This is a genomic window from uncultured Tenacibaculum sp. (assembly GCF_947495995.1).
Taxonomy (GTDB): domain Bacteria; phylum Bacteroidota; class Bacteroidia; order Flavobacteriales; family Flavobacteriaceae; genus Polaribacter.
In genome coordinates this window covers 1-15,396 of the sequence record NZ_CANMAX010000006.1, presented here as the reverse complement: position 1 = coordinate 15,396, position 15,396 = coordinate 1, and the positions used below count along the sequence as shown (strand labels likewise).

General features: G+C 33.3%; 5 protein-coding genes. All 5 read left to right on the top strand.

All coding sequences use genetic code 11. The features are described 5' to 3' along the window. Positions 1–79: 79 nt before the first annotated feature. Positions 80–3,889: a DNA-directed RNA polymerase subunit beta gene (rpoB, locus tag Q1A15_RS15130; RefSeq protein WP_299625760.1), complete on the top strand. Its 3,810-nt coding sequence runs from the start codon at positions 80–82 to the stop codon at positions 3,887–3,889. Between the two features lie 98 nt (positions 3,890–3,987). After that, positions 3,988–8,259: a DNA-directed RNA polymerase subunit beta' gene (rpoC, locus tag Q1A15_RS15125; RefSeq protein ID WP_299625757.1), complete on the top strand. Its 4,272-nt coding sequence runs from the start codon at positions 3,988–3,990 to the stop codon at positions 8,257–8,259. Between the two features lie 50 nt (positions 8,260–8,309). Then, positions 8,310–8,618 (top strand): DUF3467 domain-containing protein, encoded by a 309-nt coding sequence (locus tag Q1A15_RS15120; protein ID WP_299625754.1) that lies wholly within the window; start codon positions 8,310–8,312, stop codon positions 8,616–8,618. 339 nt (positions 8,619–8,957) lie between these two features. Then, positions 8,958–10,931 (top strand): OmpA family protein, encoded by a 1,974-nt coding sequence (locus Q1A15_RS15115; protein WP_299625750.1) that lies wholly within the window; start codon positions 8,958–8,960, stop codon positions 10,929–10,931. A gap of 737 nt (positions 10,932–11,668) precedes the next feature. Then, positions 11,669–15,396, top strand: a 3,728-nt coding sequence (locus Q1A15_RS15110; RefSeq protein ID WP_299625747.1) for a VCBS domain-containing protein, incomplete at its 3' end; no start/stop codon positions are given.

The window sequence follows — 15,396 nt, the reverse complement described above, 5'->3', positions numbered from 1 at the left end:
TTTTATTACCTACTGTAAATTTTAGAAAAAAACTTTATTAGTTTAATAAGATATTTTTAATTCAAAAATAGTTACTCTTTTGGCAACGACAAAAACTACTGAAAGAATCAACTTCGCATCTTCACGAATTGGGGCAGATTATCCAGACTTTTTGGATATTCAAATTAAATCTTTCCAAGATTTTTTCCAATTACAAACAAAAGCTGAAGAACGAGGAGAAGAAGGTTTATATAAAACCTTCATGGATAACTTCCCAATTACAGATACAAGAAATCAATTCGTTTTAGAATTTTTAGATTATTTTGTTGATCCACCAAGATACAGTATTCAAGAATGTATCGAGAGAGGTTTAACATATAGTGTACCTCTTAAAGCAAGGTTAAAGTTATACTGTACAGACCCTGAACATGAAGATTTTGAAACCATTGTTCAAGATGTGTACTTAGGAACTATTCCTTACATGAGCGGTTCAGGAACATTTATTATTAATGGAGCAGAGAGAGTTGTAGTATCACAGTTACACCGTTCTCCTGGAGTATTCTTCGGTCAGTCTTTCCACGCTAATGGAACAAAATTATATTCAGCTAGGGTAATTCCTTTTAAAGGTTCTTGGATTGAATTTGCTACGGATATTAATCAGGTAATGTATGCTTATATCGATAGAAAGAAAAAGTTACCTGTAACAACATTATTTAGAGCAATTGGTTACGAAAGAGATAAAGATATCTTAGAGATTTTTGATTTAGCAGAAGAAATAAAAGTTTCTAAAGCTGGATTAAAAAAAGTATTAGGAAGAAAACTTGCTGCTAGGGTATTAAAAACTTGGCACGAGGATTTCGTAGATGAAGATACTGGTGAGGTAGTTTCTATTGAGCGTAACGAGATTATTTTTGATCGAGACACTATTTTAGAAAAAGAGCACGTTGATGAAATCATTGAAGCTGGTGCAAAAACAATTTTATTGCACAAGGAAGATAATGATATGGCAGATTATGCTATTATTCATAATACACTTCAAAAAGATCCAACAAACTCTGAAAAAGAAGCAGTAGAACATATTTATCGTCAATTACGTAATGCAGAACCGCCAGATGAGGAAACTGCAAGAGGTATTATTGATAAATTATTTTTCTCAGAGCAAAGATATAACTTAGGTGAAGTTGGTCGTTTTAGAATGAACACAAAACTTCAGTTAAATGAAGATATAGATCAAAAAGTATTAACAAAGAATGATATCATTACTATTGTTAAGTACTTAATTGAGTTAATTAACTCAAAAGCAGAAGTAGATGATATTGATCACTTATCTAACCGTCGTGTACGTACAGTAGGTGAGCAGCTAGCAGGTCAGTTTGGTGTAGGTTTAGCTCGTATGGCTCGTACAATTCGTGAAAGAATGAATGTGCGTGATAACGAGGTGTTTACTCCAATTGACTTAATTAATGCGAAAACATTATCTTCTGTAATTAATTCTTTCTTCGGAACAAATCAGTTATCTCAGTTTATGGATCAAACAAATCCATTAGCTGAAATTACACATAAACGTCGTTTATCTGCATTAGGACCTGGAGGTTTATCCAGAGAAAGAGCAGGTTTCGAGGTTCGTGATGTTCACTATACTCACTATGGTCGTTTATGTCCGATTGAAACACCAGAAGGACCAAACATTGGATTAATTTCTTCTTTATCAGTTTACGCTAAAGTAAATCCAATGGGATTCATTGAAACTCCTTACAAGAAAGTATCTGAAGGAACAGTTCTTAACGAAGAGCCTATTTACCTAAGTGCTGAGGAGGAAGAAGGAATGAAGTTTGCACAATCTAATATTGAAGTTACTGAAGAAGGTAAAATCGATAGAGAAAAGGTTATTGCAAGAGAAGAAGGTGATTTCCCAGTTGTAACTCCAGATGTTGTAAATTACATGGATGTTGCGCCAAACCAAATCGCTTCTATTTCAGCATCTTTAATTCCATTCTTAGAGCATGATGATGCCAACCGTGCATTAATGGGATCTAACATGATGCGTCAGGCAGTACCATTATTAAGACCTGATGCGCCAATCGTAGGAACTGGATTAGAAAGAAGGGTAGCAAAAGATTCTAGAATCTTAATTAACGCAGAAGGTAATGGAGTTGTTGAATACGTAGATGCTAACAAAGTAACTATTAAGTACGACAGAACTGATGATGAGCGTTTAGTAAGTTTTGATTCTGACGAAAAGTCTTATGACTTAATTAAATTTAGAAAAACAAACCAAGGAACTAATATCAACTTAAAGCCTATCGTAAGAAAAGGAGATAGAGTTGAAGAAGGACAAGTTCTTTGTGAAGGATATGCAACTCAGCAAGGAGAATTAGCTTTAGGTAGAAACATGAAAGTAGCCTTTATGCCTTGGAAAGGGTATAATTTCGAGGATGCGATTGTGATTTCTGAAAAAGTTGTTCGTGAAGATATCTTTACTTCTATTCATATCGATGAATATTCTTTAGATGTTCGTGATACTAAATTAGGAGCTGAAGAATTAACTAACGATATTCCTAACGTTTCAGAAGAGGCTACAAAAGACCTTGATGAAAACGGAATGATTCGTATTGGAGCTGAAGTTAAACCTGGTGATATCTTAATTGGAAAAATTACTCCAAAAGGAGAAAGTGATCCAACACCAGAAGAAAAATTATTAAGAGCTATCTTCGGTGATAAAGCAGGAGATGTAAAAGATGCATCTTTAAAAGCTTCTCCATCTTTAAAAGGAGTAGTAATTAATAAGAAATTATTTAAGAGAGCTGTAAAAGATAAGAACAAGAGAGCTAGAGATAAAGAAGCAGTAGCTACTTTAGAAGCATCTTTTGTATCTAAGTTCGAAGATTTAAAAGATCGTTTAATAGAAAAGTTATTCCATTTAATAAGTGGAAAAACTTCTCAAGGTATATTTAACGATTTAGGAGAAGAAGTATTACCTAAAGGAAAGAAATTTACACAGAAGATGTTAAATTCTGTAGATGATTTCACACACTTAAGTGGTACTTGGACAACTGATAAAGAACTTAATGTTTTAGTAGTAGAATTAATCCACAACTATAAGATTAAGGTTAACGATTTACAAGGAGTTTTACGTCGTGAGAAATTTACAATTTCTGTAGGAGACGAATTACCAGCAGGAATTTTAAAACTAGCTAAAATTTACATTGCTAAAAAGCGTAAATTAAAAGTTGGAGATAAAATGGCAGGACGTCACGGAAACAAAGGTATTGTTGCACGTATTGTTCGTCAAGAAGATATGCCTTTCTTAGAAGACGGAACACCTGTAGATATCGTATTAAACCCATTAGGGGTACCATCTCGTATGAACATTGGTCAGATTTATGAAACTGTTCTTGGTTGGGCAGGTCAAAAATTAGGTCAGAAGTATGCGACACCAATTTTTGATGGAGCTTCTCTAGATGAAATCAATAAATTAACTGACGAAGCTGGAATTCCAAGATTTGGTCATACATATTTATATGATGGAGGTACTGGACAACGTTTCGATCAACCAGCAACAGTTGGAGTAATTTATATGATCAAATTAGGACACATGATTGAAGATAAAATGCATGCTCGTTCTATTGGACCATACTCTTTAATTACACAACAGCCTTTAGGTGGTAAAGCACAATTTGGAGGTCAGCGTTTTGGAGAGATGGAGGTATGGGCTCTTGAAGCATATGGAGCATCAAGTATCTTACGTGAGATCTTAACAGTGAAGTCTGATGATGTATTAGGTAGAGCTAAAGCTTACGAGAGTATAGTTAAAGGTGAAACTATGCCAGAACCTGGATTACCAGAATCATTTAACGTATTAATGCACGAACTTAAAGGTTTAGGGTTAGACGTTAAATTAGAAGAGTAAAAAAAGATAATCTAGATTGTTGAGAAACAATCTAGGTTTCAGTGTTTATATAATTTATAATTTAAGCAATATAGCTTAAAGCATTTTGCAAATTCATTATGGCAAGAAAGAACGAAAAATACACTGTTAAGAAATTTAACAAAATTTCAATTGGTTTAGCATCTCCTGAATCTATTTTAGAGGCATCTAAAGGGGAGGTTTTAAAACCAGAAACAATAAATTACCGTACGCACAAACCTGAAAGAGATGGACTTTTCTGTGAAAGAATTTTCGGTCCTGTAAAAGATTATGAGTGTGCTTGTGGTAAGTATAAAAGAATCCGATATAAAGGAATCGTTTGTGATCGATGTGGAGTAGAAGTAACTGAAAAGAAAGTTCGTAGAGATAGAGTAGGTCACATTAACTTAGTTGTACCAGTAGCTCACATTTGGTACTTCAGATCATTACCTAACAAGATGGGATATTTATTAGGATTACCATCTAAAAAGTTAGACATGATCATCTACTATGAGCGTTATGTAGTAATCCAACCAGGTATTGCTAAAAATGCTGAAGGTGAACCATTACAAAAATTAGACTTCTTAACTGAAGAAGAATATTTAGATATTGCTGACTCTTTACCACAAGATAACCAATATTTAGAAGATTCAGATCCAAACAAGTTTATCGCTAAGATGGGGGCTGAGTGTTTAATTGAACTTTTAGCTCGTATCGATTTAGATGAGTTATCTTATCAATTAAGACATAAAGCAAATACAGAAACGTCTAAGCAACGTAAAAATGAAGCTTTAAAACGTTTAAATGTTGTTGAAGCATTCAGAGATTCTCAAAAGAATAGAGAGAATAAGCCAGAATGGATGATCATGAAAGTAGTTCCGGTAATTCCACCAGAATTACGTCCATTAGTTCCATTAGATGGAGGTCGTTTTGCAACATCAGATTTAAATGATCTTTATCGTCGTGTAATTATCCGTAACAATCGTTTAAAGAGATTAATGGAGATTAAAGCTCCTGAAGTAATCTTACGTAACGAGAAACGTATGTTACAAGAATCAGTAGATTCATTATTCGATAATACACGTAAGTCATCAGCAGTAAAAACAGAATCAAACAGACCATTAAAGTCTTTATCTGACTCGTTAAAAGGTAAGCAAGGACGTTTCCGTCAGAACTTATTAGGAAAGCGTGTTGATTACTCTGCACGTTCTGTAATTGTTGTTGGACCAGAATTAAAATTATACGAATGTGGATTGCCAAAAGATATGGCAGCTGAATTATACAAGCCTTTTGTAATTCGTAAGTTAATCGAAAGAGGTATTGTTAAGACAGTTAAATCTGCAAAGAAAATCATAGATAGAAAAGAGCCTGTAGTTTGGGATATTCTTGAAAACGTAATTAAAGGTCACCCAGTTTTATTAAACCGTGCCCCTACATTACACCGTTTAGGTATTCAAGCATTCCAACCTAAATTAATAGAAGGAAAGGCGATTCGTTTACACCCATTAGTATGTACGGCATTTAACGCCGATTTCGATGGGGATCAAATGGCGGTTCACTTACCTTTAGGACCAGAAGCTATCTTAGAAGCTCAGTTATTAATGTTAGCTTCTCATAATATCTTAAACCCTGCAAATGGTGCTCCAATTACTGTACCATCTCAGGATATGGTATTAGGATTATACTACATGACTAAAGAGCGTAAATCTACTCCTGAATTAATAATCAAAGGAGAAGGTTTAACATTCTATTCACCAGAAGAAGTTACTATTGCTTTCAATGAAGGTAGAGTAGACTTAAATGCAGGAATTAAGGTTCGTACGAAAGATGTTGAAGATGGTGAAGTTGTAACTAAGATTATTAAAACTACAGTAGGTAGAGTTTTATTTAATGAAGTTGTTCCAGAAGCAGCAGGATACATTAATGAAGTTTTAACTAAAAAATCTTTAAGAGGAATTATTGGTGGTATCTTAAAAGTTACTGATATTCCAGCTGTAGGAGAGTTCTTAGATCAAATCAAAAACATGGGATATAAATTTGCCTTCCAAGGTGGTTTATCATTCTCATTAGGAGATATCATTATTCCAGAAGAAAAACATTCAATGATTGCTGAAGCTAATAACGAAGTGGATGGAATTATAATGAATTATAACATGGGATTATTGACTCAAAAAGAACGTTATAATAAAGTAATTGATATTTGGGGTAGAGCTAATAACAAGCTTACTGAACTTTCAATGAAGCGCTTACGTGAAGATCAACAAGGATTTAACTCTGTGTTTATGATGTTAGATTCAGGGGCTCGTGGATCGAAAGAGCAGATTCGTCAGTTAACAGGTATGCGTGGATTAATGGCGAAACCTAAAAAGTCTACTGCAGGAGGTGGAGAAATTATTGAAAACCCAATTCTTTCTAACTTTAAAGAAGGATTATCAATTTTAGAATACTTTATCTCAACGCACGGTGCTCGTAAAGGATTAGCCGATACAGCATTAAAAACTGCCGATGCAGGATATTTAACTCGTCGTTTAGTAGATGTATCTCAGGATGTTATTGTCAATGAAGAAGATTGTGGTACATTAAGAGGATTAGAAATTACTCCACTTAAGAAAAATGATGAAATCGTTGAATCTTTAGCTGATAGAATTGAAGGTAGAGTTTCTTTACACGATGTTTATCACCCAACTACTGATGAAGTATTATTAAACGCTGGAGATTTAATTACTGAGAAATTAGCTAAAAATGTTCAGAGTGCAGGAATTGATAGAGTAGAAGTTCGTTCTCCATTAACTTGTGAATCTAAACGAGGAATTTGTGCTCAATGTTACGGTAAGAGTTTATCTACAGCTAAGAAAGTACAAAAAGGTGAAGCGGTTGGAGTTATTGCAGCTCAATCGATTGGAGAGCCTGGTACACAGTTAACGTTACGTACATTCCACGTTGGAGGGGTTGCAGGAAACATTTCTGAAGATAACAAGTTAATAGCTAAGTTTGAAGGTAATGTTAAAATTGAAGATTTACGTACAGTTAAAGGTAAAGATAACGAAGGAAAAGAGATTGATATCGTAATTTCTCGTACTGCTGAACTTAAGATTGTAGATAAGAAAACTGGTATTACTTTAAGTGCTAATAATATTCCTTATGGTTCTACTATTTTCGAAAAAGAAAGAACTTCAATTAAGAAAGGTGATGTAGTTTGTCAATGGGATCCATTTAACGGTATCATTGTTTCTGAATTCGGTGGAACAGTTAAGTTCGATAATTTAGAGCAAGGAATTAACTACTCTGTTGAAATTGATGAGCAAACTGGTAAGCAAGAAAAAGTAATTACAGATTCTAAGAATAAGAAGATTATTCCATCTTTAATTATTGAAGATGCTGACGGAAATGCATTACGTTCATACAGTTTGCCTGTTAGTGCACACTTAATGGTTGACAATGGAGATAAGGTAGAAGAAGGTGAAACTTTAGTTAAGATTCCTAGAAAATCTGGTAAAGCAGGTGATATTACAGGGGGGCTTCCACGTGTAACAGAATTATTCGAAGCACGTAATCCTTCTAACCCAGCTGTAGTTGCAGAAATAGATGGTGTTGTGGCTTTCGGAAAAATTAAGCGTGGTAACCGTGAAATTATTGTAGAAACTAAGACAGGAGAGATTAAGAAATACTTAGTAAAGTTATCGAATCAAATCTTAGTTCAAGAGAACGATTTCATAAAAGCAGGTATGCCTTTATCTGATGGAGCAACAACTCCAGCTGATATCTTAAGAATTAAAGGACCTTCAGCTGTTCAAGAATACTTAGTAAACGAAATCCAAGATGTTTACCGTTTACAAGGGGTAAAAATTAACGATAAGCACTTTGAGGTAGTTGTACGTCAAATGATGCGTAAAGTTAAGATTATTGATTCTGGAGATACATTATTCTTAGAGAACCAATTAATCCATAAAAATGATTTCATCGAAGAAAACGATAAGATCTATGGAATGAAGGTTGTTGAAGATGCTGGTGATTCTGAGAATTTAAGAGCAGGACAGTTAGTAACGGCTAGAGAATTAAGAGATGAAAACTCTATTTTACGTAGAGCAGATAAAAACTTAGTTGAAGCTAGAGATGCTCAACCTGCAACTGCAGAGCAAGTATTACAAGGTATTACAAGAGCTTCGTTACAAACGAAATCATTTATATCTGCTGCATCTTTCCAGGAAACTACGAAAGTATTAAATGAAGCAGCTGTTAATGGAAAAATAGATAATCTAGAAGGATTGAAAGAGAATGTAATTGTTGGTAAGAGAATTCCAGCAGGTACAGGTATCAGAAGATACGAGCAGATTATTGTTGGACCAAAAGATGAAATACAACAAAGTTTATAAGTCAATATAAAGGCCTCTTAATTTAAGAGGTCTTTTTTTCTTAAATCAATATGGAAGATCATAAAGAACCACAAATTAATATAGAATTAGATCAAGACGTAGCTGAAGGAACTTATAGTAATTTGGCTATTATTAATCATTCTGTTTCAGAGTTTATTGTAGATTTTATCAATATTATGCCAGGAGTACCTAAAGCTAAAGTAAAATCTAGAATTATTTTAACACCACAACATGCTAAGAGATTAACGAAAGCATTAGCCGATAATGTGCGAAAATTTGAGCAAGTTCATGGTGAAATTAAAGAATATGAGCAACCACCAATTCCAATGAATTTTGGAGGAACTACGGGGGAAGCATAAAAAGTAAAACGAGATTTATCTCGTTTTTTTTATGATTATCAATTACTAAGGAAACTTAAAAGTTTGTATTATTTTCACTTTTTATGTAAAAAAAATTATATTTGTGGCTTAGAACTATAGTAATCCCAAAAATAATGTAAGTATTGAGTAGCTTCTAAAAACATAACCAAACTATTACTACTTTGTTTTTAGAATCTTTTTTTATCCCCCTCAACTTAAGAAGATTCACCTTATAAATATTAGAAATTAAAAGATTAGTTAAGTTAATAACTTAGCTAAAGTATATAGTATAAACATTAGAGCAAGTTAAAAATACTCTTAAGTTTCAATTGAGAACCGATGAAAAGAATTTTATTTGTTAGTCTTGTATTAGTAAGTCTATTGTCTAATTCACAAAGAAGATATGCGGCAGATCGCTATTTTAATGAATTTGCCTATAAGAAATCTGCAGAATTATACAAAGTCATTTATGAAAAAGGAGATAGTTCTCAGTTGGTAATAAGCCGTTTAGGAGATTCTTATTATTATAATACAAACTCGAACGAAGCTGAAAAATGGTATGAGATATTAATGAAAAAATACTCAGATCAGGTATCTCCAGAGTATTTGTTCAGATATGCACAAACATTAAAAAGTAATGGTAAGGTTAAAGAATCTGATCTTTGGTTAGAGAAATTAAAAGATAGAGATAGTGACGATTCCAGAGCTTTAGCTTTAGTCAATAATCGAAATTATTTTGTAGAATATTCCAATAGAAAGAAGACGTTTGTAAATGTTAAAAATTTATCTGTAAATACTGAGTTTTCAGATTTTGGTGGATTTATTTACGATAGTAAATTATACTTTGCTTCTACAAAACCGGGCGATACTAAAACTAGAAGAAGGTATAAATGGAATAATCAACCTTTCTTAAATGTATATACTGCTGAAGAAGAATTTAGTGATATTGCAGAAGGTTTAGAATTAGCTGAACCTCAAAAGTTTTTAGAGATAAGTACTCGCTACCATGAATCTAACGTAGTATTAAGTGAAGATGGTAATACGCTTTATTTCACTAGAGATAATTACGATGGAGATAAATTAAAAGGAGACGAAGATAGAGTTACACACTTAAAAATATATAAGGCACAAAAAATAGATGGTGAATGGAAGAACTTCGAGGAATTATCATTCAATAATGACGATTATTCTTGTGGTCATCCAGCGTTAAGTTCAGATGAAAAAACTCTATATTTTGTTTCAGATATGCCTGGTGGTTTTGGAGCAACAGATATTTATAGTGTTGCTATTGCAGATGACGGTACTTTTGGAACACCAAAAAATTTAGGTAAAACAATCAATACTGAAAGTAGAGAAATGTTTCCTTATGTGGATAAAGATAATACGTTATACTTTGCTTCAGATGGTCATTTAGGTTTAGGAGCACTAGATGTTTTCGAATCTAAAATATCAGAAGCTACATTTACAAAACCAGTTAACTTAGGAAGTCCAGTAAATAGTCCATTAGATGATTTTAGCTTTGTGATTAGTGACGATAAATCTTATGGATATTTCTCATCGAATAGAAAAGGAGGAAAAGGAGATGACGATATTTACAGTTTTGTTATTTATAGATGTAAAGAAGATATTACAGGAATAGTTACAGATTCTAGAACAGGAGATCCAATCGGAGGAGCTACAGTTCGTTTAATAGATGAAAAAGGAGAGCCTGTCAGTCAACAAATCACAAAAAATGATGGACGATATACTTTCAAAGATATCGCATGTGAAAATAACTATACTGTAGCTGCGTCTAAAGAAGATTATAGAAACGATAAAAAAGATACTGCTACAGAAGATGTTGATAAAAAGACAATTCAAGCAGATTTAACTTTAGAGTCATTAATAGTTGATAATCCTGAAGAGCAATCACAAATAGTTATCAATCCAATTTATTTTGATTTTGATTTATATAATATTCGTGAAGATGCAGAATATGAATTAGAACATATTGTAACGGTTATGAATAATAATCCAGATATGGTAATTCGTATAGAGTCGCATACTGATAGTAGAGGAACAAAAGCATATAATAGAACATTATCTAAAAATAGAGCTAAATCAACAAGAGATTATATTATTTCTAGAGGAATAGCAGCTAACCGTATAGAAAGTGCTATAGGATATGGTGAAGATCGTTTATTAAATCATTGTGATGACGCTAATCAAAAACGTTGTTCAAAAGAAGAACATCAACAAAATAGAAGATCATATTTCTATATAGTCAAAGGCGCAAAAAATGTTTCATCTACAAATCAAAAACCTAAGAATTAATTCAAAAAAGTTGATTTTTTAAAAAAAATTACTATATTAGTAATGTTGAGTTACTACTCACAAACCAAAAACAAGCCCCTAAATAATTATTAAAAAGCATACGCTGATCTTAACATTATTAACTATATTTAGTTTAATGTGTGTAAATGTAAGTTGTTAAAATTTGTTAATTTAAAATTTAATGACTATTTTTAGATGAGATGATTATTCACTAAATCATCAGTTTAAATATTTTAATAATTAAAATTCACAAGCCCCTCGAAACATGAAAAGAATTACTATTCCAGACAATTTTGCTAAAATGATCTTAAAACTTAAATCGGGAAAAGATATTTTTTAAGAACATCACATCTTAATTTACTAACTACTTATTCAATTTTAATACTAACTTTTTAATGCAATTAAAACATATTGTTTTAACTGGATTAAATCGTACATAATATGTAGTTATACATCTATATACATACACTAATTATTTTTATTAATTAGACATAAATAAAAAACCCCGCAATTGTAACACTTTGGCGAGCACATACAAAAGCAGGGCGTTGTAACAATCAATTAATAAACTGATCATTATGATTATTTATTTTAGGAAGTTAATCCCTATAGTTCTTTGTAAATTAAAAGGTTTCAAAATTAATATTTACAACAGAACTAACAAAGTATTTTTTTATCAAAGTTTTCTTAGCTTTTTTAAGCATTTCAGCTTAATAGCAAAAAACTCAATCACACTTGTGCTATTTACACTGCTAACCTTTAATAATGCTTTTGCTAATAATAGAGGTGAGTATGAATTATCTATAAATAAAGATAGTATTCAGGTAGATAATAATAGATCAAATCATTATTATGTTTATAAGCCTAAGACTTCAACTATAAACACTTCGAATAATGCCAATCCATTTTCGATATTTGCATTACCAACAATAGATCTAAATACAAATACAGCTGGTAATGATAATAGTATTCTGATAACTCCTACGACTACGGGAGTATTTTTGGTAGCAAGCTCTCCTGCTGTTACTTCTGATGCAGGAATAGTAAGTGCTACAATAAGTTTTTCGGGCATAGTAGATACACCCAATGAAGAGTTAATGGCTATTAATGATGGAGGTTTTGATTTATATTATTTCAATACACCTTATGATACATTTACTTATTTTGTTGGAAGTACTACTATCGTAGTTACACAATTAACCGACACAACATTTTCAGTAACAAGACAATTTGGTGGAGCTATACCAAATGCAGATTTTGAAGCATTTTTACAAACACTTTATTATGGAGACTTAGCTAGTCCGTATACAGAAGGTGTTAGAACTATGTTGATAACAATAACAGATACAAATTCAGACACAGCAAGTGCACAAACTACAATTAGAGCATTTGATACAACCTTGGTAGCTGTAGATGATACAAATAGTGTCATGGCAAATAATACAGGTACTATCGCAGGTAATGTGTTAGCTAACGAAGCAGCACCACCTTCAGGAACTTTAATAATTAGTGAAGTAGATGTCCATCCAACTTCTGTTGGAACAAGTTACACGACTTTATTTGGTTCAATTACTATTAATTCAGATGGAAGTTATACATATGATGTAGATGAAACAAATCCAGCAGTAACAGGTTTACGATCTGGTGAAAGTATTGACGATATTATTTCATATACAGTACAACGGTCCGTAGATAGTGCAATTTTCGATTATGCGTATTTAACAATTACAATTAATGGAGTAGATGAATTACCTAATGCAGTTGATAATACAAAATCTATGACTGCTTTTGTAGATCCAAACGCTGTAGGGAATGTAATTACAGATCCTGGACCAGGAGGCGCAGTAGATGCAATAGATAGAGGTTTAAACACTTTAGTTTGGGAAAATGAATTTGTTAATGGAGGCGTTTTTGTAGATGTATCTGCATCAATAAATGGAGAAATGAGAACTATTGGTACAGCACCTAACGATGTAACGCTAACTTTTACAACTGAAGATCCAGATAATGTTGGAGCAGCTGATCAAAATTTAGTTGTGTTTAGAACTCAAACAAACGGAGGTCATACAGGGTATTTTCGATATACAATCGATCCAAGTACCAGCCCAACTGCTGATGTTACATTAACGATAGATTTTAATAAACCTGTATTTAATTTAGGTTTTTTAGTAGTTGATATCGATTATTCACAAGGTACTACATGGCAAGATCAGATTAATATACAAGGATCTTTATCAAGCACTTCTGTTCCTTTTAATTTTATCACAACTGGTGGAGTTGTTAATCCATCAACAGGAACTTTTTATGGTACAGGAAACGCTGTTCCAGAAGATGCTACGGGTAATGTAAATGTATTTTTCGATCAACCTATAGATCAATTAGTTTTAAGTTATAACTATGGTCCAGACGCAACTGACATCGATAAAGGTTTACAATTAGCAGGTATTTCAGATATATTTTGGCAAGGAGAATCATCAATTCAAATTACACAAGTTGATGGAAGTGCAGGTAATTTAGGTGTTTCTTATGCGGGTACATATGGTAGTATCATTATGAATGCAGATGGTAGTTATGACTATATTATTGATACATCTAATCCAGCTGTTCAAAATTTATTATCCGGACAATCATTAGTTGATACATTTAACTATACTTTATTTGATGGATTTAATACTGATAACGCAAACTTAATTATTACTATAAATGGTTCTGGAACAGATTCTGATTTAGATGGGATTTCTGATGTAGTAGACTTAGATGATGATAATGATGGAATTTTAGATACTGAAGAGTTTGATTGTCCTTCAGGTACCTTCGTGGCTTTAGGACAAACATTTACACAAGTCGATACTGGTACGACTGCAGGGGGAAGTGCTTCTGGAACAGTAAATAATGTTTACAGTGAAAATACCGTAACAGGAACTTTTAATTTTCAAGTATTAAACAATGCAGTTTGGAATTCTGGTGTTAGAAGCCAAGGCCCAACAGCAGGAGTCGACGGAAATTACATTAATGTCCAACCACAAACAACGAATTTTCCAGCAGGAACATCATATCCAGCAGATGCTGCGACTTTAGATGTTGCAGTATATACGTTTACATTTGATAAACCAATACAGGTAGCAGATTTTAAATGGGCAGGAATTGATAATAGCGATCGTGTAGATTTTTCAGCTTCACTAAGTGGTGTAAATGTACCTTTAGAAGTAGCTAATATTAATATACCTGGAGCTAATTTTTCTCAACCTGATGGACCTCAATCTGTTTTAAGTACTGCTGGAGGAGCAAATGCACCAGATAATGCGGTTTCAGTAACATCTTTAGGTGCCGTAGATACAATAATCATAGTAGCAGGAAAGAGAAACGGAAATGGAGGAAATGTTACTATGCAATTTACTGAGTTTAGCTATTGTTTCGCAAGAGATACAGATATGGACGGAACTCCAGATTATTTAGATTTAGATAGTGATAATGATGGTTGTGATGATGTAGTTGAATCTGGAGGAAATGACGATAATGATGATGGCCGTTTGAATGGTCATCCTACCGTTGACGGTATTGGAACAGCGACACCAGGACAAGTAACTAACGGAAGTACAGAAGGAGGTTATAACGGAGCAAATGGAAGTGAAATCGTAAGTGATACTTTTACAGTTGCAATAACTCCAGATCCAGGAATAGCTTGTGATGGAGAAGATTTTGTTTTTACAGCCACGGCCACAGGAACTAGAGTTACAGATTTTGGAGCAACAGGAGGGACTGGAGATGATACAACAATTGCTATACCCGCAGGAGATTATACATATCGTTGGTATCTCGGAGCAAGTACTACACCGTTAACAGATGTAGCACCATATTCAGGAACTAGTACATCAATGCTAACAATAGCAGCCTCTAGTGGTTTGGCTGGAAATGTGTATAGAGTAGAAGTTACAACCACTGGTAATTCGTGTTCACAAGAAGATACAGTAACTTTAACAACAGTTAATCCTAGTCCAGTAGCTACAGTAAATGATCCATCAGTTTGTGTTGGAGATACTTCAGCTACACTAACAGTAACAGCTACAACAGGAACACCTACTCAGTATACGATAGATTATAATGCCGCGGCCGAAGCAGCAGGCTTTAGTGATGTTACAACCAATACAAGTTTAACGGGAGCTACTTTTACAATTCCAGGAGCTGCTGCTGCGAATACTTATAGTGGTACGATCACTTATATCGATGCGAATGGATGTAGTGGTACAGATGCTTTTACAGTTACGATTAATGCCAATCCAGTAGCTACAGTAAACGATCCATCAGTTTGTGTAGGAGATACATCAGCTACCTTAACGGTAACAGCTACAACAGGAACACCTACTCAGTATACGATAGATTATAATGCAGCAGCCGAGGCAGCAGGTTTTAGTGATGTTACAACCAATACAAGTTTAACGGGAGCTACTTTTACAATTCCAGGTGC

Coding starts and splice junctions, on each gene's coding strand:
- Q1A15_RS15115 (WP_299625750.1), top strand. CDS start 8,958: ATGAAAAGAATTTTATTTGTTAGTCTTGTATTAGTAAGTCTATTGTCT.
- rpoC (WP_299625757.1), top strand. CDS start 3,988: ATGGCAAGAAAGAACGAAAAATACACTGTTAAGAAATTTAACAAAATT.
- Q1A15_RS15120 (WP_299625754.1), top strand. CDS start 8,310: ATGGAAGATCATAAAGAACCACAAATTAATATAGAATTAGATCAAGAC.